25 protein-coding genes and 1 other RNA gene are annotated in these 25229 nt (G+C 35.9%); 2 read left to right on the top strand and 24 right to left on the bottom strand.

Annotation, left to right across the window (positions count from 1 at the left end; all coding sequences use genetic code 11):
- Positions 1–38: 38 nt before the first annotated feature.
- The 4 genes from MTZ49_RS00505 to MTZ49_RS00520 form a co-directional block, all read right to left on the bottom strand.
- Positions 39–1466 (bottom strand): OprD family porin, encoded by a 1428-nt coding sequence (locus MTZ49_RS00505; protein ID WP_264746484.1) that lies wholly within the window; start codon positions 1464–1466, stop codon positions 39–41.
- Between the two features lie 228 nt (positions 1467–1694).
- On the bottom strand, positions 1695–1904 hold the full coding sequence (locus tag MTZ49_RS00510) for a YdcH family protein (protein ID WP_264746485.1): 210 nt from the start codon (positions 1902–1904) through the stop codon (positions 1695–1697).
- A 163-nt stretch (positions 1905–2067) separates the two neighbouring features.
- Positions 2068–3582, bottom strand: a complete 1515-nt coding sequence (locus MTZ49_RS00515; protein WP_264746486.1) for a DUF853 domain-containing protein — start codon at positions 3580–3582, stop codon at positions 2068–2070.
- Between the two features lie 57 nt (positions 3583–3639).
- A complete protein-coding gene (locus MTZ49_RS00520; RefSeq protein WP_264746487.1) occupies positions 3640–3795 on the bottom strand; it encodes a hypothetical protein in 156 nt (51 codons plus the stop codon).
- Positions 3796–4207: 412 nt separating this feature from the next.
- Here MTZ49_RS00520 and MTZ49_RS00525 point away from each other — a divergent pair, with 412 nt between their 5' ends.
- Positions 4208–5476, top strand: a complete 1269-nt coding sequence (locus MTZ49_RS00525; RefSeq protein ID WP_264746488.1) for a malic enzyme-like NAD(P)-binding protein — start codon at positions 4208–4210, stop codon at positions 5474–5476.
- A gap of 68 nt (positions 5477–5544) precedes the next feature.
- Here MTZ49_RS00525 and MTZ49_RS00530 read toward each other — a convergent pair whose 3' ends face one another.
- From MTZ49_RS00530 to MTZ49_RS00580, 11 genes are all read right to left on the bottom strand, one after another.
- Positions 5545–6363, bottom strand: a complete 819-nt coding sequence (locus MTZ49_RS00530) for a hypothetical protein (protein WP_264746489.1) — start codon at positions 6361–6363, stop codon at positions 5545–5547.
- Positions 6364–6372: 9 nt separating this feature from the next.
- Positions 6373–7038: an epoxyqueuosine reductase QueH gene (locus MTZ49_RS00535; protein ID WP_264746490.1), complete on the bottom strand. Its 666-nt coding sequence runs from the start codon at positions 7036–7038 to the stop codon at positions 6373–6375.
- 167 nt (positions 7039–7205) lie between these two features.
- Positions 7206–7661 carry an azurin gene (azu, locus tag MTZ49_RS00540; RefSeq protein WP_264746491.1) on the bottom strand — a complete coding sequence of 152 codons (456 nt, stop codon included), beginning with the start codon at positions 7659–7661 and terminating at the stop codon, positions 7206–7208.
- A 7-nt stretch (positions 7662–7668) separates the two neighbouring features.
- Positions 7669–9159, bottom strand: coding sequence for a leucyl aminopeptidase (locus tag MTZ49_RS00545; protein ID WP_264746492.1), 1491 nt, complete (start codon positions 9157–9159; stop codon positions 7669–7671).
- 27 nt (positions 9160–9186) lie between these two features.
- The gene (locus MTZ49_RS00550; protein WP_264746493.1) at positions 9187–9498 is read right to left on the bottom strand and encodes a DUF2845 domain-containing protein; all 312 of its coding nucleotides are present in this window, start codon (positions 9496–9498) and stop codon (positions 9187–9189) included.
- Between the two features lie 96 nt (positions 9499–9594).
- Positions 9595–9903, bottom strand: coding sequence for a DUF2845 domain-containing protein (locus tag MTZ49_RS00555; protein ID WP_264746494.1), 309 nt, complete (start codon positions 9901–9903; stop codon positions 9595–9597).
- Between the two features lie 162 nt (positions 9904–10065).
- Positions 10066–10893, bottom strand: a complete 828-nt coding sequence (locus tag MTZ49_RS00560) for an FkbM family methyltransferase (RefSeq protein ID WP_264746495.1) — start codon at positions 10891–10893, stop codon at positions 10066–10068.
- Between the two features lie 67 nt (positions 10894–10960).
- Positions 10961–11161, bottom strand: a complete 201-nt coding sequence (locus MTZ49_RS00565) for a hypothetical protein (protein ID WP_264746496.1) — start codon at positions 11159–11161, stop codon at positions 10961–10963.
- Between the two features lie 304 nt (positions 11162–11465).
- Positions 11466–11825: RNase P RNA component class A (gene rnpB, locus MTZ49_RS00570), an RNA gene on the bottom strand.
- A gap of 276 nt (positions 11826–12101) precedes the next feature.
- Complete coding sequence (gene rsmI, locus MTZ49_RS00575; protein ID WP_264746497.1) at positions 12102–12965, bottom strand: 16S rRNA (cytidine(1402)-2'-O)-methyltransferase; 864 nt, start codon at positions 12963–12965, stop codon at positions 12102–12104.
- A gap of 32 nt (positions 12966–12997) precedes the next feature.
- Positions 12998–13957, bottom strand: a complete 960-nt coding sequence (locus MTZ49_RS00580) for a M23 family metallopeptidase (RefSeq protein ID WP_264746498.1) — start codon at positions 13955–13957, stop codon at positions 12998–13000.
- Between the two features lie 85 nt (positions 13958–14042).
- Between MTZ49_RS00580 and MTZ49_RS00585 the strand changes: the two genes are divergently transcribed.
- On the top strand, positions 14043–14489 hold the full coding sequence (locus MTZ49_RS00585; RefSeq protein ID WP_264746499.1) for a DUF721 domain-containing protein: 447 nt from the start codon (positions 14043–14045) through the stop codon (positions 14487–14489).
- Between the two features lie 28 nt (positions 14490–14517).
- Here MTZ49_RS00585 and lpxC read toward each other — a convergent pair whose 3' ends face one another.
- The 9 genes from lpxC to murD all read right to left on the bottom strand — a co-directional run bounded on the left by lpxC (position 14518) and on the right by murD (position 25218).
- Positions 14518–15429, bottom strand: a complete 912-nt coding sequence (gene lpxC, locus MTZ49_RS00590) for a UDP-3-O-acyl-N-acetylglucosamine deacetylase (protein ID WP_264746500.1) — start codon at positions 15427–15429, stop codon at positions 14518–14520.
- A gap of 157 nt (positions 15430–15586) precedes the next feature.
- Positions 15587–16768 carry a cell division protein FtsZ gene (gene ftsZ / locus MTZ49_RS00595; protein ID WP_264746501.1) on the bottom strand — a complete coding sequence of 394 codons (1182 nt, stop codon included), beginning with the start codon at positions 16766–16768 and terminating at the stop codon, positions 15587–15589.
- 183 nt (positions 16769–16951) lie between these two features.
- Positions 16952–18193: a cell division protein FtsA gene (gene ftsA / locus MTZ49_RS00600; RefSeq protein ID WP_264746502.1), complete on the bottom strand. Its 1242-nt coding sequence runs from the start codon at positions 18191–18193 to the stop codon at positions 16952–16954.
- A 116-nt stretch (positions 18194–18309) separates the two neighbouring features.
- Complete coding sequence (locus tag MTZ49_RS00605) at positions 18310–19173, bottom strand: cell division protein FtsQ/DivIB (RefSeq protein WP_264746503.1); 864 nt, start codon at positions 19171–19173, stop codon at positions 18310–18312.
- Between the two features lies 1 nt (position 19174).
- Complete coding sequence (locus tag MTZ49_RS00610; protein WP_264746504.1) at positions 19175–20107, bottom strand: D-alanine--D-alanine ligase; 933 nt, start codon at positions 20105–20107, stop codon at positions 19175–19177.
- Positions 20094–21590 carry a UDP-N-acetylmuramate--L-alanine ligase gene (gene murC / locus MTZ49_RS00615; protein WP_264746505.1) on the bottom strand — a complete coding sequence of 499 codons (1497 nt, stop codon included), beginning with the start codon at positions 21588–21590 and terminating at the stop codon, positions 20094–20096. Before murC ends, MTZ49_RS00610 begins: the two co-directional genes overlap by 14 nt.
- On the bottom strand, positions 21583–22656 hold the full coding sequence (murG, locus tag MTZ49_RS00620; RefSeq protein ID WP_264746506.1) for an undecaprenyldiphospho-muramoylpentapeptide beta-N-acetylglucosaminyltransferase: 1074 nt from the start codon (positions 22654–22656) through the stop codon (positions 21583–21585). The genes murC and murG overlap by 8 nt, the downstream gene beginning before the upstream one ends.
- Entirely contained in the window at positions 22646–23869 is a 1224-nt protein-coding gene (gene ftsW, locus MTZ49_RS00625) for a putative lipid II flippase FtsW (RefSeq protein ID WP_264746507.1), read from the bottom strand. The genes murG and ftsW overlap by 11 nt, the downstream gene beginning before the upstream one ends.
- A complete protein-coding gene (gene murD / locus MTZ49_RS00630; RefSeq protein ID WP_264746508.1) occupies positions 23866–25218 on the bottom strand; it encodes a UDP-N-acetylmuramoyl-L-alanine--D-glutamate ligase in 1353 nt (450 codons plus the stop codon). Before murD ends, ftsW begins: the two co-directional genes overlap by 4 nt.
- Between the last annotated feature and the right edge of the window lie 11 nt (positions 25219–25229).

Genomic DNA, 25229 nt, shown 5'->3' on the forward strand with positions numbered 1-25229 from the left:
CCCTTATAGATAGTCATTATCTATAAGGGATACTTCTCTTATAAAATACTAAATGGATATTGAACGATTAGACGTAATTCATCAATATTGTCACGGCCATATGCATTGTGTCTGCCATTAACAGAATAATCTGTGCCGCCACCAAAATTAGATCGATATTGAGCATGCTGTAAAGTAAAACTCAAGTCCTTAGCTTTACCTTCTTGTATAGTGTAAGCCAATTCAATATCTCGTTCCCAAGACTTGCCTTTACGACGATAATCTTTATTTTCATCAGTAGCATTACTACCCTTTACATAAGCAGCAGCAAAGGTTAAACCTGGAATACCATAATCAGCAAAATCTAAATCATAACGAACTTGCCATGAATGCTGGTTTTCAAAATTAAAATCACTGTATTGCATTGAGTTGGCTACAGCTATCGCACCACCACCATCTACCCCATACGGGAAAGAAGCACGACCTATACCACCTGTTCCTGAGTTACGTTGATAAGCCACAGTAAATGTATGTGCTTTATAACTATAAGCTGCTGCTATACTCCATAAATCTGAATTAATGCGACGGTTAGCATCATTAGCTCTTAGCTCATCTGCATAGCCTTTGCCGATACTTTTAGTTTTATACCAGTTAAAGTCCAGATCAATAGCGCTATCATCATTGAATTCATAATTGTAATTTAAATTAGCATAGTATTTTTTCCAGAAATCTTTATTTTTAGAGGCATATAATTTGCCTGAAAAATTATCATTAAACTGATATTCCAGACCTGCAAAATAAACACGTTTCAATGTTTTACCATCATCAGAGAAAGCACTTTCTTCTGCTATAGAGTCCTGATGAGAAAACTCCTGTCCACGTAATGCAGTGAAGTAACCTGCATTAATCGCTAAATTATCAATTTCTTGGCTACGAAGTAAAAAGCCTGTAGCATCTTCAGGCAATAATTTATCGTCAATTGATTGTGTAGCAAATACAGGTGTATCCACCATCATTTGCCCATATTTAAGTTCGGTTTTTGAAATACGAAATTTTATTGCTGGTGCTAATTTAGAAACATTATCTTGTGGGCGACCTGTTCTTCCATCGGCAGGAAATAGACCATTTACATCATCACCACTACGCCCCCTGCCACCATCTAATTTATAGGCTGTCATGCCAATAACATCAATACCAAAACCAACAGTCCCCTCTGTAAAACCTGATTGATAAACGCCAATTAAACTGGTACCAAAATCCTCTGCATGACCACGATCTTTATCGCTCTTGTTATAACCTCCCAGTGTATAGAAACCACCTTTACGGGCATTACTATTCATATACATGGTTCGGCTAATTATATCTAAACTGCTATCTTCAATAAAACCCTTTGATTCTTGTTGGTTCGTAATATCATCCGCAATAGACCAATTCGATATACACATCATCCCTATTGCTACCAATAAGCCTTTGTTACGTAGCTTCATGCTTCTCTCCTAAAAATTAAATGGTGATAATTTATGGCATCACTATTTCTAATTCGTATCATATAATAAATCTTCACAATCGCTAATGATAATTATTATTAATTAATAGATGAGCTTATTGGGATATAAAAATTCTATTACTAAATATTAACTGAACATATTAGCGCCCAAATAAATAAGGGTAGCTTATGCTACCCTTACTTTTTAGAAAATTATAAATAAAATTTATTATGCATCATGTTTTTTTAACATAACGTAAATTTCATCTTTTAACTTTAATTTTTCTTTCTTTAACGTTTCAACTTCAGAATCGGCAGCAAAGCTAGACTCTAAGTTTTTAATTTTATGGTCTAAATCATTGTGTTTTTCAAATAATTTAGAAAAATGAGCATCTTCAGTCTTTAATTTTGATATTAAGTCACGATATTCTGGAAACATAATAAATTTTCCCTATTGCAATAGTTTATTAAACGGTAAAAATATACCCTACTCTCTTTTAAGAAATTTATTAGTTACTTATCAATAATATAAAGTTACTTTTAACCTATTACCCAAGTACTAATAAATTACTAAAACCTACAATGGCGGTTTTGGCTGCTTATTATTTACGACGTTTACTACCACCAGATATACTGCCTAATATACCACGAATAATACGATTGGTCAGTTGTGTTGTGACACGTTTTGATGCTTTTTGTACAACACCATCATACTGGCCACCTCTAGGCCCAGTTCGACCGAATAAAAACTCTTTAACACTCTGAAAGAAACCACCAGACTCATTATTATTTGTAGTAGGTTTTTCATTACCACCCTTACTAACCGTTGAAAGCGTTCCTTTCTTACTATTTAGTAACTCATAGGCTGACTCACGATCTATAGCCTCTTCATACTTACCAAATAATGCAGAGCTATTCAGTAAACTATTACGTTCTTCTTTAGTTAAAGTCCCCATTCGTGAACAAGGAGCAATCACAGTCGCCCTCTCCACAATAGTTGGCGTTCCTTTCGCATCTAAAAAAGACACTAATGCCTCACCAACACCTAACTCAGTAATAACTTGTTCAGCATTAAATGCAGAATTGGTACGCATAGTTTGAGCGGCTGCTTTAACTGCTTTTTGATCACGTGGTGAAAAGGCTCTTAATGCATGTTGTACACGATTTCCCAATTGACCCAGAATACGATCAGGAATATCTAATGGGTTTTGTGTTACAAAAAAGATACCAACCCCTTTAGAGCGAATTAACCTAACGACCTGTTCAATTTTTTCTAATAGTGCACTATTAGCATTACTAAATAATAAATGGGCTTCATCAAAAAAGAACACTAACTTAGGTTTTTCTAAGTCACCTACTTCAGGCAATGTTTCATAAAGCTCCGAAAGTAACCACAATAAGAATGTTGAATAGAGGGTTGGTGAATTATAGAGTTTTTCTGCGGCTAAAATATTAACAAAACCATCGCCTTGTTCATTAGTACGCATTAAATCTTTTACATCTAACATAGGCTCACCAAAAAATTGGTTGCCACCTTGTTCTTCTATCGTTAATAAACCACGCTGAATAGCACCAATAGAGGCTGTACTGACATTACCGTAGGTGGTTTTAATTTCATCAGCATGTTCACCTACATACTGTACCATGGCTCTTAAATCTTTTAGATCTAACAATAACAGACCATTATCATCCGCTACTTTAAAGACTATTTGTAATACACCTGCTTGTACATCACTTAAACCTAATAGACGACTAATTAGTAACGGGCCTAAATCAGAAATGGTAGCGCGAATAGGATGGCCTTGCTCGGCATATACATCCCAAAACACAATAGGTGATGCCTTTGCCTGCCAGTCTTCTATTTGTAGTGCCGTCAGACGCTGTTGTAACTTCTCGGATAACTCACCTTTAGCTCCAATACCTGATAAATCACCCTTTACATCTGCCATAAATACAGGCACACCTATTGTTGAAAAAGATTCAGCAATTTTTTGTAAAGTAACTGTTTTACCTGTTCCTGTAGCTCCAGTAATCAAACCATGGCGATTAGCCATATTAGGTAAAATAGCCAAAGGCTCTAAATTAGCTGTTTTAGCAATAATCAGTGGCGTTGCCATAAAAGTTTCCTAAAAAATAGATATTTATATTCTACTAAAAAACATAGTCTATTGATATTACCGAAAATGCTGATTTAATAAAGTTTCCATAGCCGTTAAATATGCTTTAAATGCTAAAGCTTCTTTAGTACTTGGTTGACCATTTTCGTCAGGAACAGCATTAACACCTATTACTTTTATTGTTGTTTTTTGAACCTCGTATTGAATACTCAAGAATCAAGAAATATCTTCTCCTGTTCTTATATCTTCATTAATATACCCATTATGTCATTGCCAACTATTTAAATTATCTAATGTTTTCTTAAACATGAGCCATTATTATGCTAAAGATTTTATTCTTAATTCCTATACTAGTGTCATAAAAAAGACTTTATAAACTATTTCATTACGCTCTACATTAACAAAGTGAGTGTTCGATTTGAAACCACCAATATATGTTTCAATTTGCATATGCTTTTCCTTTATACTCATCTTTATAAAGGGTATCCCTTATTTAAAAATCATATATTGAAAATAATCCATAAAATTTTGATCTCTGTGACTTGTTGAGTAACAAATTGTTGAGTATGCTTCGCATACTAATTAATTTCATAAATCATATTATCACTCAAGTAGAATTCAAATTATGTCTAATCTAAAAACGTTATCGCTTGAATACCATAGTCAACCCCGCCCAGGGAAACTTTCTGTTGAAATAACAAAGCCAACAGCAACAGCTAAAGACCTTGCTTTGGCTTATAGCCCAGGAGTGGCTGAACCTGTTCGTGAAATTGCCAGAGATTCAGAACTAGCCTATAGCTATACAGGCAAAGGGAATTTAGTAGCTGTCATTTCTAATGGTACAGCTATTTTAGGTCTAGGCGATCTAGGTGCCCTTGCTTCCAAACCTGTAATGGAGGGTAAAGGCGTATTATTTAAACGTTTTGCTGGCATTGATGTATTTGATATTGAAGTCGATACCAAAGACCCTCAAGCATTTATTGATACAGTAAAAAATATTGCTGGTACTTTTGGTGGTATTAACTTAGAAGATATTAAAGCACCTGAATGTTTTGAAATTGAGCAAAAACTAATTGAGCTTTGTGATATCCCTGTATTCCATGATGATCAACATGGTACTGCTATTGTAACTGCAGCAGGCATGTTAAATGCGCTAGAAATTACTGGTAAAAAAATTGAAGAAGCTAAGATTGTTTGTTTAGGTGCAGGTGCTGCCGCAACTTCTTGTATGAAATTATTAGTTAGCGTAGGAGCTAACATAGAAAATATCTACATGGTTGATCGTAAAGGGGTTATCCATGCTGACCGTACTGATCTTAATCCATACAAAGCACAATTTGCTAATAAAACAGACAAACGTACATTAGAAGATGCCTTAACAGGTGCCGATGTATTTGTTGGTTTATCAGGACCTAACTTATTATCAGCCGAAGGCTTAAAACTAATGGCAGCAGATCCTATTGTGTTTGCTTGCTCTAACCCTGACCCTGAAATTAGTCCAGAACTTGCTCATTCTACTCGTCCTGATGTTATTATGGCTACAGGTCGTTCTGACTACCCTAACCAAGTAAACAATGTTTTAGGTTTCCCATTTATTTTCCGTGGCGCATTAGATGTACGTGCTACTGCTATCAATGAGGAAATGAAAATAGCGGCTGCTTATGCATTAAGAGACTTGGCTAAACATCCTGTGCCTAAAGAAGTGTGTGATGCTTATGGTACTGACTGCTTTAACTTTGGTCGTGAGTACATCATTCCTAAACCAAATGATCCGCGCTTACTGACAGTAGTATCAGATGCCGTTGCTAAAGCAGCAATAGACTCAGGTGTGGCTACATTACCTTATCCTAAAAACTATCCATTACAATCAGTGGATGATGTTTTTAATAAGTAATCGTTGCAATCAAAAAAGGGTAGTTTAACTACCCTTTTTTATTTTATAAAATAAATATTATCGACTAATCAATCATCCTCATTATTTAATGACAACTGATTTTTTACAGCAGATATTCCATTAACAACACAATTGGGTAATTGTTCACGTAATTCAGTTATCTGTGCCTGTTTGCCACTGATAGTTAAATATTTTAAATGCTTTAATTTTGATAACTGTTTAATGATTTTTGGATTATCTAATAACTCAGTGTCTAGTAACTGTAAAAAAACTATCTGACTACTGGCTAATAGAAAGCCTAAATCTGTTAACTGCTCATTACCTGACAAATCTAACCAAACTAATTTTTTAAGTTTTTTAATAAAATTAAAATCAGTTAATTGGGAGCATTTATTAATGGCTAAATACATTAATCCTTTTGCTTGCTCTATTTGCTGTAAATCTGTTAACTCAGGCAAATAACTTAACTCTAATGCTTCTAATTGTTTACTAGCAGGTATTACCACTGTTTTTATAGTACTAGAAGTGCTTATAATTAACTTTGTAAGTGTCTGGGTTAGAAGAGAGAAATCTAGACACTGACTACCATCTTTATATAGATAAAGTCCCTTATAAAAATCCTCTAAACTATTATGTTTAATGTATTCTTCAAAATGATCTTGAAAGAGATTATAAGCTGGCCCATCTTTAATATAACGGTGTTTTAATAAAGTAACGAATGCTAATAGTTCTTTTTTAGAAAGTGGCTCAAAAAATAAAGGCTTTATTTCAGCCAACAACTCAATATGGGGAACATCTTGCAGCCATTGACCTACATCTGCATAGCCAAAGCCTGCTGGCGATATTTGTAGTTTATTTTGTAGAAAGGCTAAATCCACCATATTCACAGTTATTAGCTAAATTTTTTCATCATCATAACCGTAGAACTTCACACCTAACTTAATTACTTCACGGCCTTTTTGGCGACGCCAACGGTTACTATCTCGCAACGAATAGATACACCCACAATATTCTTGTTGATAAAACTCTTCACGCTTACTGATTTCAATCATTCGTTGTGAGCCTCCTTTTTTGCGCCAATTATAATCCCAATACACAATATCAGGGTATTTGGCAGCAGCTCGTACGCCACAATCATTAATTTGCTGCATGTTTTTCCAGCGTGAAATACCCAACGAACTACTAATCACATGAAAACCATGTTCATGGGCATATAATGCGGTACGTTCAAAACGCATATCAAAACACATAGTACAACGTATGCCACGTTCTGGTTCATCTTCCATGCCTTTGGCGCGCTCAAACCAATTATCCGTATCGTAATCCGCATCAACAAAGGGAATATTATGCTTTTCTGCAAAACGAATATTTTCGTCCTTACGAATTAAGTATTCTTTTTCAGGATGAATATTAGGATTATAGAAAAACACCGTATAGTCGATAGCAGAAGCTTGTAATGCTTCCATTACTTCGCCAGAGCAAGGCGCACAGCAAGAATGTAATAGTAACTTATCTTGCTCATTAGGTAACACTAACTTTTCACGGATAACAGCTGTAGTCATTTATTAATACCAACACAACAACAAAATTAAAATTATATCACTATACCTAAATCAGCTATAGCTGTTGTTATACAATTTTAGACTAGACAAATGACTGAAGACAGTACAATTAGTACGGCAAAGTCATTCAACGACGTATAAAAATGAAGAGCAATAGCTATATACAACTAGTCTACTAATTCTAAAGTACCTTGCATCAATCCTATATGCTCAGGATAACTACAAAAATAGCTATATTGTTGTCCTTGCTGTAACTGGTTTACTTCAAAAGAGATAGTAGTACGTTGCCCACCACCAATTAGTTTGGAATGTGCAATAATGCGAGGATCATCATTAATATAATCCGTTTCTTTTTCAAGAATAACTGCTTTCGCTACTTCTTCTTTATCTTGTTCTTTAGTTAAAACCCAGTTGTGTCCCATAACACCTTTATCCAGATGACCATCATGGATGAGATTTATAGTAAAAGTTTCACAGGCTTTACTGACTTTAATATCATCTATACCCCAATGAATTTGATCATTACTATGAATGGTAACTGTACAGTTGGGAGAAGCTATTGCATTATTAATAGCCCCTACCAACATAACTAGGCTCACTATTACTAGTTTTACATTAGCCATCGTAATACTAATTTTTAGCTTGGCTTAAAAGATACTCAGTTAACAAAGGTACAGGTCGACCTGTTGCACCCTTTTCTTTACCACCACTGATCCATGCTGTGCCAGCTACATCCAAATGTGCCCAAGGGTATTTGCTAGCAAAACGAGAAAGGAAACAACCTGCCGTAATAGTACCTGCTTTAGGACCACCAATATTTGCCATATCTGCAAATGGGCTATCTAATTGTTCTTGATACTCATCAAACAGTGGTAATTGCCAAGCTCTATCATCCACCTGTTTACCCGCATCAAGTAAGCTATTGATTAATACTTCATCATTACCTAATAAACCACTAGCCTGAGTACCCAATGCAACAATGCAAGCACCCGTTAAAGTAGCGATATCAATAACTGCTTTTGGTTTAAAACGTTCAGCATAAGTTAATGTATCACAGAGCACTAAACGACCTTCAGCATCTGTATTTAATATTTCTACTGTTTGTCCACTCATTGTTTTTACAATATCACCTGGACGTGTAGCATGACCACTAGGCATATTTTCAGCACAAGCCATTAATCCCACGACATTAATAGGTAATTGCAATTCAATTAATGCTTTAAACACACCTAATACAGAAGCAGCACCACACATATCATATTTCATTTCATCCATGCCGGCACTAGGCTTAATACTGATACCACCTGTATCAAAAGTAATACCCTTGCCCACTAACACAATAGGTTGCTCTGATTTCTTTTTAGCCCCATTATATTGTAAAGCAACCAGTCTAGGAGGCTGTTCACTGCCTTGCGCTACTGCTAAAAACGCACCCATTTTAAGTGCTTTCATTTTCTTTTCATCTAGCACTTCTATAGTGACACGCTTATCTAATTTCGCTAATGTTTCTGCTTGTTTAGCAAAATAGGTAGGATGACAAATATTAGCGGGTGTATTACCTAAATCTCTAGTTAATGCCATACCAGCAGCAATCGCCTGTGACTCAGTGATAGCTTGTTCAACTAACTTACTATTTGCTTTATCAGTACATAATGTGACTGATGAAAACTTATAGGGTTCTGCTTTCTTGCTTTTATATTCATCAAAACAATAACTACTTGTTTCTAAAGTCTCTACTAATAAGCGTGTTTTACTGTAAATATCACGACCTTTAACTTCCACATCATCAACTACAAATAATGCATCTGTACCGCCTAATTGCTTTAATGTTTTAAAACAAGTCATAGCCCATTTACGGTATTGTGCATCAGATAGAGGTTGCTCACCAATACCGACTAATAACACTCGGTTAGCCTTTAGTTGCTGATTAGTTTGCAATATAAATGTTTGACCTAAGTTGCCCTGAAAATCACCCCACTTAATAATATTTTTAATAGCGCCTTGGGTTAATTTATCAACTTCACTAGCAGTAGCACTTAACTTATCGCCTTTACCTACTGCAACAACCCATGTTGAAATTTTTAGAGCCTCTGGACGATTATTCTTTACATTAAATTGCATGTTTATCCTCTAATTCATTCACTTATTTCAATAACTATAATGACTGGTAATATCTTTTAACTCATCACCTTCAAACTTCAATACATAATAAAGGCTATCAGAAACTGAATAAATCCATTCCTCAATAGGAACATCTTCAAAATAATTTCCCCAACCTCTAGTAACCCTGCGTCCCCATCCTAAAAAACTTTTACTGTTAGGTTCACTACAACGATTAATAACCTCTATTTTAGTATTGCCTGTACTTACTAATCCACCACCGCAACGCCATGTACTTGCAGCGAATAAACTAGGAGAAAATACACTAACAAATATAATTAATGATATTAATTGTCTCATAAGTTTTTTCACATATTGAACTTCAAAATAAGCATTATGTACATGGGTTTAGAAAAGTTTTTAGCTAAAAATACCTGTTACTTATTATAAGTCCAATCAATTAGTTGGAAAATAAGACTCTATGCTAACTAATTTACCACCCTCAAAACGTAATAAATTATAAGCTGTTGCAGATCCAGTAGTTTGATTATATATCCACTCTTCTATAGGTACATTGCCTAAACTACTTCCATCACCTGTAAACCCTACAAAATTCTGTGCATTAGGAGTACCACACTTTCTTTCTACTTCAAAAACACGCTCACCTACCGAAACTACTTTTGTTCCACAACGCATGGTTTTAAACTGAGCATGAGCCGAAAAAACACTCATTATTAGAATTAATAAAAGATATTTATTTTTCATATAATTACTCTCCGCTACCAATAATTAATAATAATTATTCTTTAATTATAAATGATATACATTTTTATAATAAAACAACTGTTTATAAAATTCATTAATATTAGTTGCATATTGCCTAATAACTCACAATACCCTGATCTATTTAAGAAAGATATCTCTAAATTATTTATCTAATAAAAATAGTTTTTCTTTTGGAATTAATAAAATATCATTACGCTTATAATCTGGAAATTCGAATAATTTAACTTTTGCTAAGCATAATTTTTTGTATATTATTCTTAATACTCTATCTAAGTAATTATTTCGACTTAAATTATTGTTAAAGTTAAAACCAATAGAAAATACCTGATAATCCTTAAATAAATTTTCCAAGGTATGTTCATTAGAAAATTCTTCTATATTATTTACCCATTCCATAATCACAATAGGACGAAACTTTTCTATAGTGTTATTGAGTCCTTTTATGGCAAATAACTCATGACCTTCAACATCTATTTTTATTAAATCAACCTTTTGTATTTTAAACTCATCAACAAAACTATCACCTTTTATTAAATATATTTTATCCTTCACATAATTTTCAGTTTGTATTTCTATGCTAGATGCTCCTACATTGCCTGTTGTATTAATATTGATATAACTTTCCATATTTTTATCTGAAAGTCCTTTATTTACAGCATTAATATTTTTAATATTGTTTATAAAGATATTTTGTCTTAAAAACTGGTAAATGGGGACTGTTGGTTCAAATGAATAAACCTGCTCAGCAAACAAAGAAAAAGCTAACGAATGATTACCAATATTTGCTCCAACATCAAATACTATAGGTTTTTCAATTTTTTGTAATAATTTTAAAATAAACTCAATGATTTCACGCTCATAAATACCAAATCTAATTATTTGGTTAGTTATAGCATCATTTTTAATGCCTATCATAGTATGTTTAAAAATCGTACTAACATACTGGCTTTGTATATTATTTAAAGTCATTTAAAGGCTCACAAAAATCTAACTCTTGATAAAGATATATAGTTAAATATTCTACTACTAAAAACTCTTATTGCTCAGTTTTACTTTGTATAAAACTACTTTCTTTTAACCAAAATAAATCAAAGTATTTTTTATCTTTTATTGTACAAAGAGCTCTCTTAGAAAGGTCTATTGTCATATCCAGTTTAAAAGGTAAATATCCCCGCTCCATTACATGCCAAAGATAAACATTACCATCAACATAAATAAAGAGATTATAACCAGACATTAGTGGAAGCTCTAATCTAATCGAGGGTATTTTAGTTCGATATTCACATAAAGGGCCTATGACAAATTTTCCTTTATTATTTTTTTGTTGTTAGATTTTTACAAAACTCTGGCTCTCTTGCCTGAAGAATAATTATTGCATTAGCAACTAGTTTATCATTACTAACTATTAAACCTATCATTTATGGAGCTTGTACTGCTTTTGCTGAAAAAACCAGTTTCATATAACCTATAATCAAAACACCTATAATTAAGATTAATTATTTCTTCACTTAACCATATCCTTTGGTACTACAGAAAAGAAAAGCAAGAGCCAGTCGATAAGCCGGGTTCTGTCGCGAACAGTCATTCATCTACGATGGCCATCACTGGACATCTTTAGCAACCTACCCGAATCCAACGCGGGCCACGCTTAGGATTCCTATTTGGTCTTGCTCCAAGTGGGGTTTACCTAGCCACAAGCTGTTACCAGTTGTGCGGTGTGCTCTTACCACACCTTTTCACCCTTACCGTTAGCATATGCTACTTAGGCGGTTATTTTCTGCGGCACTTTCCGTAGGCTTTCACCTCCCAGGCGTTACCTGGCACTTTGCCCTATGGAGCCCGGACTTTCCTCCCCTTTTTATAAACATGTTATAAAAAGCAGCGACTGTTTGACTGGCTCTTGCTTGAGATAAGCATACCTTTTTAAATAACGAGAAACAAGCTAAAAACTTTTTTCATTCAGATCATATAGATTATAGATTTTTTATTAAACGCATTAATAACATCATTAACTAGCAAATGATACACAATAAAATGGCATGAAACTATTATGAAAAAAAGCTGATATATCAAAGCCAATAAGCGCAATTATTAAAGTAAGCAAAAGAAAACCAACAATAGGCCCACAAATTCAAAAAAGTAGTGAGATCAAAATAAGCTTATATATAATCTGTCTCTTACTCATTAGTTTTATTAGTTATTTCTAAGGCATATTGATATAGCTTATTTTTACGCTCCCCTGTAATTTCGGCTGTTAACGCTGCTGCTTGCTTAACAGGCAATTCAGCTAATAATACTTTTAATACCCGCCCTGTTTCTTGATTAATATCTTCTTGTACAGGAGCTTTCCAGCCTTCAATTAATAATACACATTCGCCACGTTGTTGATTACTATCAGCTTCTACCCATTCAGCTAATTCAGCTAATGTAGTATTTTTAATAGTCTCAAAGGTTTTTGTTAATTCTCTGGCTAATACTGCTTGGCGATCCTTTCCAAAAACAGCAACTAAATCCTGCAAACTCTCTAATAAACGATGGGGTGCTTCATAAAAGATAAGCGTTCTAGATTCTTCTTTCAATGTCTCCAGTGTACTTTTTCTTGCTGTTGATTTAGCAGGCAAAAACCCTTCAAAACTAAAACGATCTGAAGGTAATCCAGCTGCAGATAGCGCAGCTATGACTGCACAAGCACCTGGAATAGGCACTACTCTTATACCTTGCTGCTGTGCTTCTCTCACTAAATGAAAACCTGGATCAGAAATCAGGGGCGTTCCTGCATCAGAAACTAAAGCTATATTCTTGCCTGCTAATAACAGCTGCACAAAATAGTTTTGTTGTTCTCGTTCATTATGATCATGGCAGGGTTTAAGCGCTGTATTAATAGCAAAATGCTGCAATAATTTGGTAGTATGACGCGTATCTTCAGCAGCTATCAAGTCTACTTCACGTAAAATACGCAAAGCACGATTAGTAATATCTTCTAAATTACCAATCGGCGTTGCCACTATATAAAGTGTTCCAACAGCTGAGTTCTCTATCAAAATAATACCTTTTAAACAAACAAAAGGTTATTTTACTCTACCTTAGCTATTTGTATAGGTAAATTATCTGACTTACCAACTCGTGTAATATAGGTAATTGGATTAATCGCTTGATTATTTTTAACTACCTCAAAATGAACATGAGGCCCTGTTGCACGTCCAGAACTACCTAGTTTAGCAATAACCTGCCCTACTTGCACTAGATCGCCCGCTTTCACTAAATTTTGCTGATTATGTGCATAAATAGTTTTATAACCATCTAAATGGCTAACTTCTACTACATTACCATAACCCGTTTTAACACCAGAAAAAGTAACAACACCAGCAGCGACTGACATAATATTAGCACCACGAGGGCCAGAAAAATCTACTCCTTTATGTCCTTTAGAGCGTCCAGTAATAGGATCTATTCTTACCCCATAACGAGAAGTAATATAACCATTTTTAATAGGATAACCTGCAATATAATTTTCTTGTCGAATACTACGCTTAACAATAAGATTTTCAAGAACTTCTAGTTGTTTTTCTCTAGTGGCAATTTTATCTGATAACTTATCTAGTTCTTGCATAAAAGTGGGGGGAGTAAATGCCTCTTTACCCTCACCTAAACTTTCCTCAGTACCGCCTAAACCAACGCTTTCCGAAAAATCAAACTCATTATCAATACCTGCTAATCCTGTTAAACGTTCACCCATCGCGTCTAAACGAATCAATCGAGCCTGAATATTAGCTAAATAAGCACTGTATGCATCTAAACGAGCTTGTGCTTTTTCACGCACATCAGCTATTTCTTTTAAAGGTTCTTTCATTACATTAGACAGTTGATCATCTGTAATTACTGTTGTCTTTATGGTTTGTTTAGTAAACCAGTAACCTAAGCTAGCAGAGACAACACACAATACAACTAAACTTAAAATTATAGTAGATAAATCCGTTGCAAAGGTAATGCGGCTACGCTGAGTATTTTTATCAGAAATAAAGATAAGACGCATACAAACTTCCTTTATTAAAACTATTCACTTACAGAATCCCTGTATTTTGCTAAAATAATTAAGTCATAATAAATACAGAGTTCATATGTCTTTCAGACCGTTATATGCAAAACATTCCAAGTCATTATTGGTAAAAACATCTTCACTTAAACAATTAGTGAATAAGGCTTCCTACCTAAATCAACTACAACAATGTTTAAATCTGTATTTATCAACTACCATAAGAGAAAACTGTGCTATTGCTTCCTTCCAAAATGGAATATTAACTATTTTAGTAAATAATGCACACTGGGCAACCCGTTTGCGCTATCAACAAAATAAGCTAAAACAACAGCTACAAGAACACCATGAATTCTATGGCATTCATAAAGTCGCTATAAAAGTTTCCCCTAAACCCTTAAAAGAGCCAGAAGAAGTACATGAATTAACCATGTCTTCAAAAACAGCAAAAATTATTGCCGAAACAGCTGAAAATATAAATCATCCAGCACTTCGAGAAGCACTGGAACGTTTATCTAAACATACTAGATAGACTTTCGTCTAATAGGAATTTTAACAGATTATGCCGATGTGGCAAGCTGAATATAAGAAATAGGTGCCTTATCAACCCCTTCAAAGGTTACCATTTCCCACGCATCAGGTTGGCTTATAAGGGTTCTCAGTAATTTATTATTTAATGCATGGCCTGATTTAAAACCTATAAACTCACCAACTAAACTGTGACCTAATAAATACAAATCACCAATAGAATCGAGAATTTTATGTTTTACAAACTCATCTTCATAACGAAGACCATCTTCATTCATAACACCATCATCACCTACGACAATAGCATTCTCTAAACTACCGCCTAAAGTTAGATCTTTAGAGCGCAAATACTCAATCTCTCTCATAAAACCAAATGTTCTAGCACGGCTAACTTCTTTTACAAAGGTAGTACTTGAAAAATCAATAGTGGCTGATTGAGTATGTTTTTTAAAGGCTGGATGGTCAAAATCAATTTCAAAACTAACTTTAAAACCATCAAAGGGTAAAAAAGTAGCTTTTTTGCCATTATCTTCTACAGTAACTTCTTTTTTAATACGAATAAATCTTTTTGGTGCATCTTGCTCTTCTAATCCCGCAGACTGAATTAAAAATACAAAAGGTCCGGCACTACCATCCATAATAGGTACTTCAGAGCAAGAAAGCTCAATGCGAGCATTATCAATACCTAAACCAGCCATAGCAGATAATAAATGCTCTACTGTATCGATACGTACTCCATCTTTCATCAATGTAGTAGAAAGTGTTGTTTCTCCTACATTTTCAGCTCTAGCTGGAATTTCAACCATAGGGTCTAAGTCAGCTCTACAAAAGACAATACCTGTATCTACAGGGGCGGGCTTTAAAGTAAGATAAACTTTTTTACCTGAATGAAGACCTACACCCGTAGCTCGAATGGTGTTTTTTAATGTGCGTTGTTTAATCATACAATTACTCGTCCCAGCAAAATGCGAATTGCTATCAATAATAGCAGATTGCCCTTTAACTGAACACCCTTACAACCCTGAAAAGCCATTGAAAAAATAAAATAGCGTTATAGATTATTACCTATAACGCTATTATTACACTACTACAATAAATAGATTAATCAGCTTGATTTCTTAAGAAAGCTGGAATATCTAAATAATCTAAATCGTCTTGTGCTTCCAAATTGGTAGCTGCATTACCATGTGCACCACGATTACGCATTACTGTTGGACGATCAAAATCACGATAATTAGTTTCTGATAAGTTTTCAGAACGTGTAGCTGTAGATGATTCAACTGCATTCACAGTAGGAATGGTATTATCAATTACTTTCACTGGTCTGCTCATTTCTTGACCTAAACCAGTTACAACTACAGTTACGTTTAACTCATCACCCATAGTTGGATCAATAGCAGAACCAATTTTAACTGTTGCATGATCAGAAACTAGATCTTCAATGATTTCACCTACATCATTGAACTCACCAATTGTCATATCGCTAGCTGTGATATTTACTAATACACCACGTGCACCTTGTAAATTGATATCTTCAAGTAATGGGTTACGAATAGCAGCCTCCGCAGCTTCACGAGCACGATTAGGACCACTAGCACTACCTGCTCCCATCATCGCCATACCCATTTCACTCATTACTTCTTTAACGTCAGCAAAATCGATATTGATTAAACCAGGACGCTGCATAATATCGGAAATACCACGCACAGCACCTGTAAGTACATCATCGGCTTTAGCGAAAGCTGTTAATAAACTAACATCTTTACCTAAGATAGTAATCAATTTTTCATTAGGGATAGTAATGAGAGAGTCAACATGTTCTACAAGCGCATCAATTCCCTGATCCGCTACTTTACTACGTTTACGACCTTCAAAGATGAATGGGCGAGTCACTACTGCAACAGTTAAAATTCCCATTTCTTTAGCAACTTGTGCAATAACGGGAGCTGCACCTGTACCTGTACCACCACCCATGCCAGTGGTAATAAATACCATATTAGCACCTTGTAGTGCCTCAGCAATACGTTCACGGTCTTCTAAAGCAGCTTGTCTACCCACATCAGGGTTAGTACCTGCACCTAATCCTTTAGTGATATTAGCACCTAATTGAAGAATTGCACCGCCAGTAACACTTTTTAATGCTTGCGCATCTGTGTTAGCACAAACAAATTCAACACCTTCAATATTGCTACGAATCATGTGGTTCACAGCATTACCGCCGCCACCACCGACACCAATAACTTTAATTACCGCATTAAGCTGGGCTTCTACCATCTCAAACATTGCCTCTCTCCTAAACCGAAACAACATGCCTTGTCGTCTATATCTTGTTATTCTAACGTTAGATAGCAGGAATATCTAGTGTTCTCTTGTACTATCTTAGTATAAAAATCAAAGTTTTTGTGATTAATGTTGATAAATTTAATTTCAATCAACGAATAACTACCAATATAAGCCAAAATAATACTAAAAATTACCTTGTACCCACTTCTTTAAACGACCAAACATTGAAAAACTTTCTCTATTAACTTTATTATGCTCAACACTACCACTTTCTAATTGTTGCTGAGCACCATATATCAATAAACCAACTGCTGTTGCATAAATAGGATTATGAATCACACTTTCTAATCCTTTCACATTGTAAGGAATACCTAACCTAACAGGCATATGGAAAATTTCTTCTGCCAGCTCCACTGCCCCTTCCATTTTAGCTGTACCGCCTGTTACTACGATACCTGCAGGAATCATATCTTCATAGCCACTACGGCGTAATTCTTTTTGCACAAATTTAAATAGTTCTTCATAGCGAGGCTCTACTACCTCTGCCAATGCTTGTCGAGAAAGCTCACGAGGTGGACGCTCACCAACACTAGGAACTTTAATCATTTGTCCAGCACCTGCTAATTTCGCAAGGGCACAAGCATAACGAATTTTTATTTCTTCTGCATATTGAGTTGGCGTACGTAGTGCCATTGCAATATCATTGGTAATCTGATCCCCTGCAATAGGAATCACTGATGTATGACGTATAGCACCCTCAGTGTAAACAGCAATATCAGAAGTACCACCACCCACATCAACCAAACAAACACCTAACTCTTTTTCATCTTCAGTTAACACTGAATAAGAGGAGGCTAGTTGCTCTAAAATAATATCATCGACTTCTAAACCGCACCGTCTTACACACTTCTCAATATTCTGTGAAGCATTCACCGCACAGGTAACCACATGAACTTTAGCTTCTAAACGTACACCATACATACCTAACGGTTCACGCACACCCTCTTGATTATCAATCACATAATCTTGGGGTAAGGTATGCAATACTCTTTGGTCTGCTGGAATAGCTACCGCTTTTGCTGAGTCTAATACACGCTCAATATCAGCTCTAGTAACCTCACCTTCACGAATAGCAACAATACCATCCGAATTTAAACTACGAATATGATTGCCTGCAATACCAACATAAGCAGAAAATATTTGGCAACCTGCCATTTGCTGAGCTTCATCAATAGCATACTGAATAGATTGAACAGTAGATTCAATATTCACCACTACCCCTTTCTTCAAACCACGAGAAGGGTGTGATCCAATACCTACTACTTCTATTTGACCATCTGGCGAAATTTCTCCCACTAAAGCTACTACTTTAGAAGTACCAATATCCAAGCCAACGATCATTTTGCTACTTTGTTCTTGCGCCATAAGACTCTCTATTCTCCTCTAGGCACTTCACTCAAAATAATGACAAATATTGCCATTTCTTAAATACCTAAACTAATCATTTTGTATCTAACAAATGGCTTATTATGAATAGTTTTTTATTGTCTTGCTACTATCTTAGTAGCATTATTCGTATCAATTTCTTTACTTGGATCTTTCCATGCTACAGCTAAGCCATTACTGTATCGCATATCAACCCTTGCAATATTATCCATTTTAGCTTTTAAATTAATCTCATAAGCCTTACTAAAACGTTTAATTTTTTCAGCAACATCCCCACTACCAAGCACTAGCTCAAGACCTGTGCTGGTAGTTAATGACCAGCTACCTCGTTCTGTTAAAGTCAACGAAGTAATAGCAAGCTCCATTGGCCTCAATAATTGGCTAATAATTTGATACTGTTGCATAACTTGAGCATGTGCATATTCTGGCCCATCTAGCAAGGGCAATGATTTATAAGCAGAAATATCCTTAACGACAAAAGGTTCGCCCACATTATTTAAAAGTCCATCCTCTCCCCAACGGGCGATAGGTTGACGAGCATTTAACTCAATTTTTAATTCATTTGGCCAAACACGCTCTATTTCCACATGAGAAATCCAAGGAGTATTTTCAAGTTTATTACGCAAACCTTCTAAATCAACATTTAAAAACCCTGTACTTACCAAAGGTTCAATACGTTTCTGTAAGTCTTGCTGATCAATATAACCCAAATCACCTAAAATACTTACTTTTGATATAGGTTGATTTACATAAGCAATCACTTTATTAGCAACGTTGTAAGCCAAAATTGCAAAAACAACAGCTAATAACAAATAACCTGCTATTTTTAAATAATCAGCCATTGATTTTAAAGTAGTCACTACACCTTTTTTAGGCATAGCTCGACTTGCTCCACGCTGATTAGCACGCTGCCGCCAAAGTGCTACTGGCTCTCCATGTCTTAATCTTACATTTAACATTTTAACCTCCTTGCACCAAAGTAGTAGCTAATATGGTTAATACCAACTGTTGATAATCCATCCCAATAGCTTTTGCTGCCATAGGAACTAAACTGTGGTCTGTCATACCAGGTGCAGTGTTAACCTCTAACAAATAAAAATTACCTTGTTGATCCTGCATCACATCAACACGTCCCCAACCCTCTATATTTATTAACTGACAAGCCTTAAGCGTTAATGCTTGTAGCTCTTTTTCCTTTTCCTCATCTAAGCCACAAGGAATTTGATAAATAGTGTCTGTCGCTTTATATTTAGCATCATAATCATAAAAAGTATGAGGCGTTGCTAAACGAATAGGTGGCAAAACCTGATTATCTACTACAGCTATCGTAAATTCAGCTCCAGTCACCCATTCTTCAACTAATACTTCAGCGTCATAAGTTAATGCGCTTTGCCAGGCAGCTATTAACTCATCAACATTATTAACCTTTGCCATTCCTACACTAGAACCTTCATGGCTTGGTTTAATAATCATTGGAAAACCTAGTGACTGCGCTGCTTGCTGACAATCTTCTTCTGTTGTTAACACTGCATATTTAGGAGTAGGCAAACCAAAACTTGACCATATTTGTTTGGTTCTCAACTTATCCATTGCCAATGCAGAAGCCAATACACCACTTCCTGTATAAGGAATTTTCAATGTTTCTAATAAGCCTTGAATACAACCATCTTCGCCACCGCGACCATGTAATATAATGAAGACTCTATCCACTTTTTCTGACAAAAACTTGGCTAACCAATCACCTTTTGTATCAACAGCGAATGCATCAACGCCTGCATCTAATAAGGCTTGTAATACCATTTTTCCAGAGTTTAAAGAAACCTCTCTTTCAGCGCTTTCACCACCGAAAAAAACAGCAACTCTGCCAAAATCAATAGGATTATATTTTTTCATTTTTCTTTTTCCCTTTTTTCAAAGGTTTAACTGGTTCACTGATAAAAGATTTTGCGTTCTTCATGATTTGGCTTGCTATAGCGCCAATATCGCCTGCCCCTTGGCAAAGTAAGATATCACCAGGTCTTAAAATAGGCTTAACCACATCTACAATATCAGTATCACGTTCTACATAAATTGGATCTAGTACACCACGTTGGCGAATACTGCCACACAATTGACGGCTATCTGCACCAGGGATAGGATCTTCCCCTGCAGGATAAACCTCCATTAATAATAACAAGTTAACACCCGATAGCACCTGTACAAAATCTTCATACAGATCACGAGTACGGGTATAACGATGAGGTTGATAAAGCATTACTAAACGGCGTTCTGGCCAGCCATCACGCACTGCCTGAATAACTGCTGCCACCTCTGTAGGATGATGCCCATAATCATCTACTACCATCACTGTTCCACCATCTACAGGTAACTCGCCATACACTTGAAAACGTCTACCAACACCTTCAAACTTACTAATACCCGCTAAGATAGTTCTATCATTAATACCATCATCAGAGGCAATAGCTAAAGTAGCTAATGAATTCAACACATTATGCTTACCAGGCAGATTTACCACCGCTTTTAATGGCTCATAACCTTTTCTTAAAATAGTAAAATAAGTACGCAACTCTTCTTGATAAACATCAACCGCACGTATATCTGCATCCTCACTAAAACCGTAAGTCATAATTGGACGACTGATTTGAGGGATAATCTCTCTTACAACAGGATCATCAATACACATCACTGCTAAACCATAGAATGGCAAGTTATGTAAAAAGCTAATAAAAGTTTTCTTTAATTTATTAAAGTCACCATCATAAGTAGCCATATGGTCAGCTTCAATATTAGTAACCACTGCTACCATTGGCTGTAAATGCAAGAAACTAGCATCACTTTCATCGGCTTCTGCAATAAGGTACTGACCGCCGCCTAACTTCGCGTTAGTCCCTGCTGCATTTAGACGGCCACCAATTACAAAAGTAGGGTCCAATTTAGCTGCTGCATAAACTGAAGCAATTAAACTTGTTGTCGTAGTTTTACCATGTGTGCCTGCCACTGCAATACCATAACGATATCGCATCAGCTCACCTAACATTTCAGCTCTAGGTACAACAGGTATACGTCGTTCCAATGCAGCGGCTACCTCTGGGTTTTTTGTATTAATGGCACTAGAAACCACAAGCACACTCGCATTAGCTTGGTTCTCAACACAATGACCAATATAAATTGTCGCGCCCATTTTCTTTAGGCGCTCAGTAACAGGCGATACTTTAATATCTGAACCTGATATTTTATAGCCAAGGTTTAACAATACCTCAGCTATACCACACATTCCAGAACCACCAATACCAACAAAATGAATCCAATGAACACGACGCATACGACGCATACGACGTGATTCAGGTTGTAAAACTTCATAACGACTTTTAACCATTGGCTACCTCCAAACAGGTATCAACCACGTCACTAGTAGCCTTAGGTTTCGCTAAGCTTTTGGCGATTTTTCCCATTTCTCTCAATTTTTCAGGATTTTTTAATAATGTTTGTAAATGATCAGCCATAACTTGTGGTGTTAACTGAGCTTGTATCAATTTGATTGCAGCCCCTTTACAAGCAAGATAATCAGCATTAAAACTCTGATGATCATCAATAGCATGGGGTAAAGGAATTAACATAGCAGCTGAACCTGTCGCAGCTAACTCGCTCACTGTTAAAGCACCTGCCCGACAAACCACTAAATCAGCCCAACTGTAGGCTTGTTGCATATCAGTAATAAATGGTTCTACCTTAGCTTCGACTGTTGCTTTTTGATAACGCTCTTTGGTTACTTCAGCATGGTTTTTACCTGCTTGATGAAAGACCTCTGGACGAATTGAATCATCAAGCAATGCCAAAGCTTCAGGTAATAACTTATTAAGTGGTTCAGCCCCTAAGCTTCCACCAACTACTAACAATCTCACTTTACGATCAACTATGGATTCTTTAGACTGCTCAATAAACAGCTCTTTGCGTACAGGGTTACCCGTAGTAATTAAATGCTCTTTATTCACAAAAGTATTAGGAAAACCTTGGCAAATACGGGTTGCCATTTTTGCTAAATAACGATTAGCAGTGCCCACTTTGGCATTCTGCTCATGAATAATTAATGGTATACCAACTAACTTTGCAGCTAGACCACCAGGGCCAGTCACAAAACCACCAAAACCAACCACACATACTGGTTTTATTTCTTTAATCAGCTTACGAGCTTGTCTTAATGCGCCTAACAATAAGAAAGGAGCTTTTATTAATGTAGTAAGACTCTTACCACGTAATCCTGTCACATTAATCTGATAAATTGGTAAGCCTGCTTTAGCCACCAGTTCATTCTCCATGCCTTTGGGTGTACCAAGCCAATGAACGTTATAACCTCTTTCCTGAAAGTCTTTAGCGCAGGCTAACGCAGGGAATACATGACCACCAGTACCTGCTGCCATAATTAATATATTTTTAGCGACCATGTTTCACCTCCGAAGATTCTTCTGGAAAATCTTTATCAGTAAACACGTAAGATAGTTCAGGCTCTGGATAACGTCTTTCCCAATCAATTCGTAGTAATATTCCTAAACAAATACAGCAAATAACCAAAGAACTACCACCATAACTTAAAAATGGTAAGGTCAAACCTTTAGTAGGTAATAACCCAACATTTACCCCTACATTAATAATAAATTGACCAAGCCATAACATGGCAATGCCGTAAGCTACATAAGCAGAAAAATATTGTTTTTCACGCTCTGCCCATAAACCAATAATTAATGCCCTCACACCAACAAACACAAATAGTGCAACAGTGCATAGAGAGCCTACTAAACCCAACTCTTCAGCCAACACAGCAAATACAAAGTCTGTATGTGCTTCTGGTAAATAAAATTGTTTTTGAATACTATTACCAAGACCTAATCCCAAAAAATCCCCTCGTCCAAAAGCAATTAATGATTGGGTTAATTGATAGCCAGAACCAAACTGATCAGCAAAAGGGTCTGTAAAGTTCATCAAACGATGCATTCTATATTCTTGCGTTAAAACCAAAAATACTACGGCACCAATACTCATTAATACCATTAATAAGAAACGTCCCAGGCTCACACCACCTAAGAACAACATAGCAAGTGCAGCGCCCATCATTACCACTGTTGCTCCAAAATCTGGCTCTAATAGGAATAACCAAGCCACCGGTAATAACACGACAAAAGGTTTAAAGAAACCTGACCATGTATCTCTAACTTGTTCTTTACGGCGAACCAAATAGCCTGCTAAATAGATAACAGCAAATAACTTTCCTAGCTCAGAAGGTTGAATATTAAATAAGCCAACGCCAATCCAACGGCTTGCACCATTCACATTGCGTCCAATGCCTGGGATTAATACAGCTACTAATAACACCACTGCCACACATAGCAAATGAGCACTGTACTTTTGCCATACTTTAATGGGTACCACTAAAACACTTGCTGTAGCCAAAATGCCAATAGCGAGGTAAACCAAATGCCTTGTTAAGTTATAAAAAGTATTACCTGTTTGTGCTGATGCTACCTCAGAAGAAGCAGAGGCAATCATTACAGCACCTAAACCCAATAATAATAAGCAACCAGCCAATAATGGAAAATCGACATCAAAACCACGTCGGCTATAAATAGGTGAAGGATTTAAACAAACGATGGACAGTTTCATTCACTTAACCCCTTTACAGCTTCTGCAAACAGCTGGCCTCGTTCTTCAAAGTTTTTAAACATATCCCAACTAGCACAAGCAGGCGCTAATAATACCGCATCATTTTTTTGAGCAAGTTTAGAGGCTTCTGCCACTGCTTGTTCAATACTACTTACATATATTCTTGGTATCGCTGTATCTAAAATTTTCTCTATTAAAGGAGCATCCTTTCCTAATAAAATAACTGCTCGACAATAATTTTCAATCGGCTCTTTTAAGCTATTAAAATCAGCACCTTTACCATCACCACCAGCAACTAACACTAGCTTGCCAGTAATATCCCTACCTAACCCATCGATTGCTGCTAAAGCAGCACCTACATTAGTCGCTTTAGAATCATTGTAGTAAACCACACCAGCTTTTTCTGCAACCCATTCACAACGATGAGGTAAACCTTTGAAGTTTACTAAGGCCTCTATCATAGCTTCAAAAGATAAACCTACGGCATGCCCTAATGCTAAAGCAGCCATAACATTAGACCAGTTGTGACTACCTCTAATTTTTAATCTATCTAATGGCAACAATGGCTCATTATTAAAGATAATCCAACCATCACCCTGCAAAGAATCTAATTTAAAGCCTGTAAAATCTGACTTAGCTAGTTTAGTAGTAAACTCCCAACGAACTGCTGTAGTTAGTGCTTTTTTAGGGATAGATAATAGATCATCCAGATTTACAACTACTTGCTTAGCACCTAAAAAAATACGCTGTTTAGCATCACTGTATGCAGCTAGATCAGAGTAACGATCCATATGATCTTCACTCACATTTAATAATGTGGCTACTTCAGCATTTAGCTGTTGGCAACTTTCTAATTGAAAACTAGAAAGTTCTAAAACATACAAATCAATATCGTCTGCTAAAAGATTTAAAGCAGGCTCACCAAGATTACCACCTACCGCAACTTTTCTTCCTGCTGCCTTCGCCATTTCACCGACTAATGTGGTAACAGTACTTTTCCCATTAGAACCTGTAATAGCTACAATAGGAGCTTTTGCTAATTGTGAAAATAAATCAACATCACCAGATAGCCTAACACCACGTTTTGCCGCTGTTTGTAAAGCAGGAGTTTTTAAATCAAGTCCAGGGCTTACAAACAATGTTTTAGCCTTACACAAAAACTCTACATTTAATTCACCACACTGTACTTCAACTTGTGGATACTCTATTTTTAATGTAGTTAACTCTGGTGGACTACTACGGGTATCAACCACAGCAAAAGATGCCCTTTGACTCGCCAAATAACGAACCAACGACATACCACTTTTGCCAAGGCCAACAACGATATAAAAGTCAGTCGTAGTAATCATAAAAAACTCTA

The sequence above is a fragment of the Entomomonas sp. E2T0 genome (assembly GCF_025985425.1).
In the GTDB taxonomy this organism is placed as follows: domain Bacteria; phylum Pseudomonadota; class Gammaproteobacteria; order Pseudomonadales; family Pseudomonadaceae; genus Entomomonas.

What these genes read in the sequence shown, in the direction of transcription:
- MTZ49_RS00565 (WP_264746496.1), bottom strand. Translation starts at nt 11,161, where the DNA reads ATGTCTGGTTATAATCTCTTTATTTATGTTGATGGTAATGTTTATCTT.
- ftsZ (WP_264746501.1), bottom strand. Translation starts at nt 16,768, where the DNA reads ATGTTTGAGATGGTAGAAGCCCAGCTTAATGCGGTAATTAAAGTTATT.
- MTZ49_RS00545 (WP_264746492.1), bottom strand. Translation starts at nt 9,159, where the DNA reads ATGCAATTTAATGTAAAGAATAATCGTCCAGAGGCTCTAAAAATTTCA.
- MTZ49_RS00580 (WP_264746498.1), bottom strand. Translation starts at nt 13,957, where the DNA reads ATGCGTCTTATCTTTATTTCTGATAAAAATACTCAGCGTAGCCGCATT.
- murD (WP_264746508.1), bottom strand. Translation starts at nt 25,218, where the DNA reads ATGATTACTACGACTGACTTTTATATCGTTGTTGGCCTTGGCAAAAGT.
- MTZ49_RS00510 (WP_264746485.1), bottom strand. Translation starts at nt 1,904, where the DNA reads ATGTTTCCAGAATATCGTGACTTAATATCAAAATTAAAGACTGAAGAT.
- azu (WP_264746491.1), bottom strand. Translation starts at nt 7,661, where the DNA reads ATGGCTAATGTAAAACTAGTAATAGTGAGCCTAGTTATGTTGGTAGGG.
- MTZ49_RS00605 (WP_264746503.1), bottom strand. Translation starts at nt 19,173, where the DNA reads ATGTTAAATGTAAGATTAAGACATGGAGAGCCAGTAGCACTTTGGCGG.
- MTZ49_RS00535 (WP_264746490.1), bottom strand. Translation starts at nt 7,038, where the DNA reads ATGACTACAGCTGTTATCCGTGAAAAGTTAGTGTTACCTAATGAGCAA.
- MTZ49_RS00515 (WP_264746486.1), bottom strand. Translation starts at nt 3,582, where the DNA reads ATGGCAACGCCACTGATTATTGCTAAAACAGCTAATTTAGAGCCTTTG.
- MTZ49_RS00555 (WP_264746494.1), bottom strand. Translation starts at nt 9,903, where the DNA reads ATGAAAAATAAATATCTTTTATTAATTCTAATAATGAGTGTTTTTTCG.
- MTZ49_RS00525 (WP_264746488.1), top strand. Translation starts at nt 4,208, where the DNA reads ATGTCTAATCTAAAAACGTTATCGCTTGAATACCATAGTCAACCCCGC.
- MTZ49_RS00585 (WP_264746499.1), top strand. Translation starts at nt 14,043, where the DNA reads ATGTCTTTCAGACCGTTATATGCAAAACATTCCAAGTCATTATTGGTA.
- ftsA (WP_264746502.1), bottom strand. Translation starts at nt 18,193, where the DNA reads ATGGCGCAAGAACAAAGTAGCAAAATGATCGTTGGCTTGGATATTGGT.
- MTZ49_RS00550 (WP_264746493.1), bottom strand. Translation starts at nt 9,498, where the DNA reads ATGAGACAATTAATATCATTAATTATATTTGTTAGTGTATTTTCTCCT.
- MTZ49_RS00560 (WP_264746495.1), bottom strand. Translation starts at nt 10,893, where the DNA reads ATGACTTTAAATAATATACAAAGCCAGTATGTTAGTACGATTTTTAAA.
- lpxC (WP_264746500.1), bottom strand. Translation starts at nt 15,429, where the DNA reads ATGATTAAACAACGCACATTAAAAAACACCATTCGAGCTACGGGTGTA.
- murG (WP_264746506.1), bottom strand. Translation starts at nt 22,656, where the DNA reads ATGGTCGCTAAAAATATATTAATTATGGCAGCAGGTACTGGTGGTCAT.
- ftsW (WP_264746507.1), bottom strand. Translation starts at nt 23,869, where the DNA reads ATGAAACTGTCCATCGTTTGTTTAAATCCTTCACCTATTTATAGCCGA.
- murC (WP_264746505.1), bottom strand. Translation starts at nt 21,590, where the DNA reads ATGGTTAAAAGTCGTTATGAAGTTTTACAACCTGAATCACGTCGTATG.
- MTZ49_RS00505 (WP_264746484.1), bottom strand. Translation starts at nt 1,466, where the DNA reads ATGAAGCTACGTAACAAAGGCTTATTGGTAGCAATAGGGATGATGTGT.
- MTZ49_RS00610 (WP_264746504.1), bottom strand. Translation starts at nt 20,107, where the DNA reads ATGAAAAAATATAATCCTATTGATTTTGGCAGAGTTGCTGTTTTTTTC.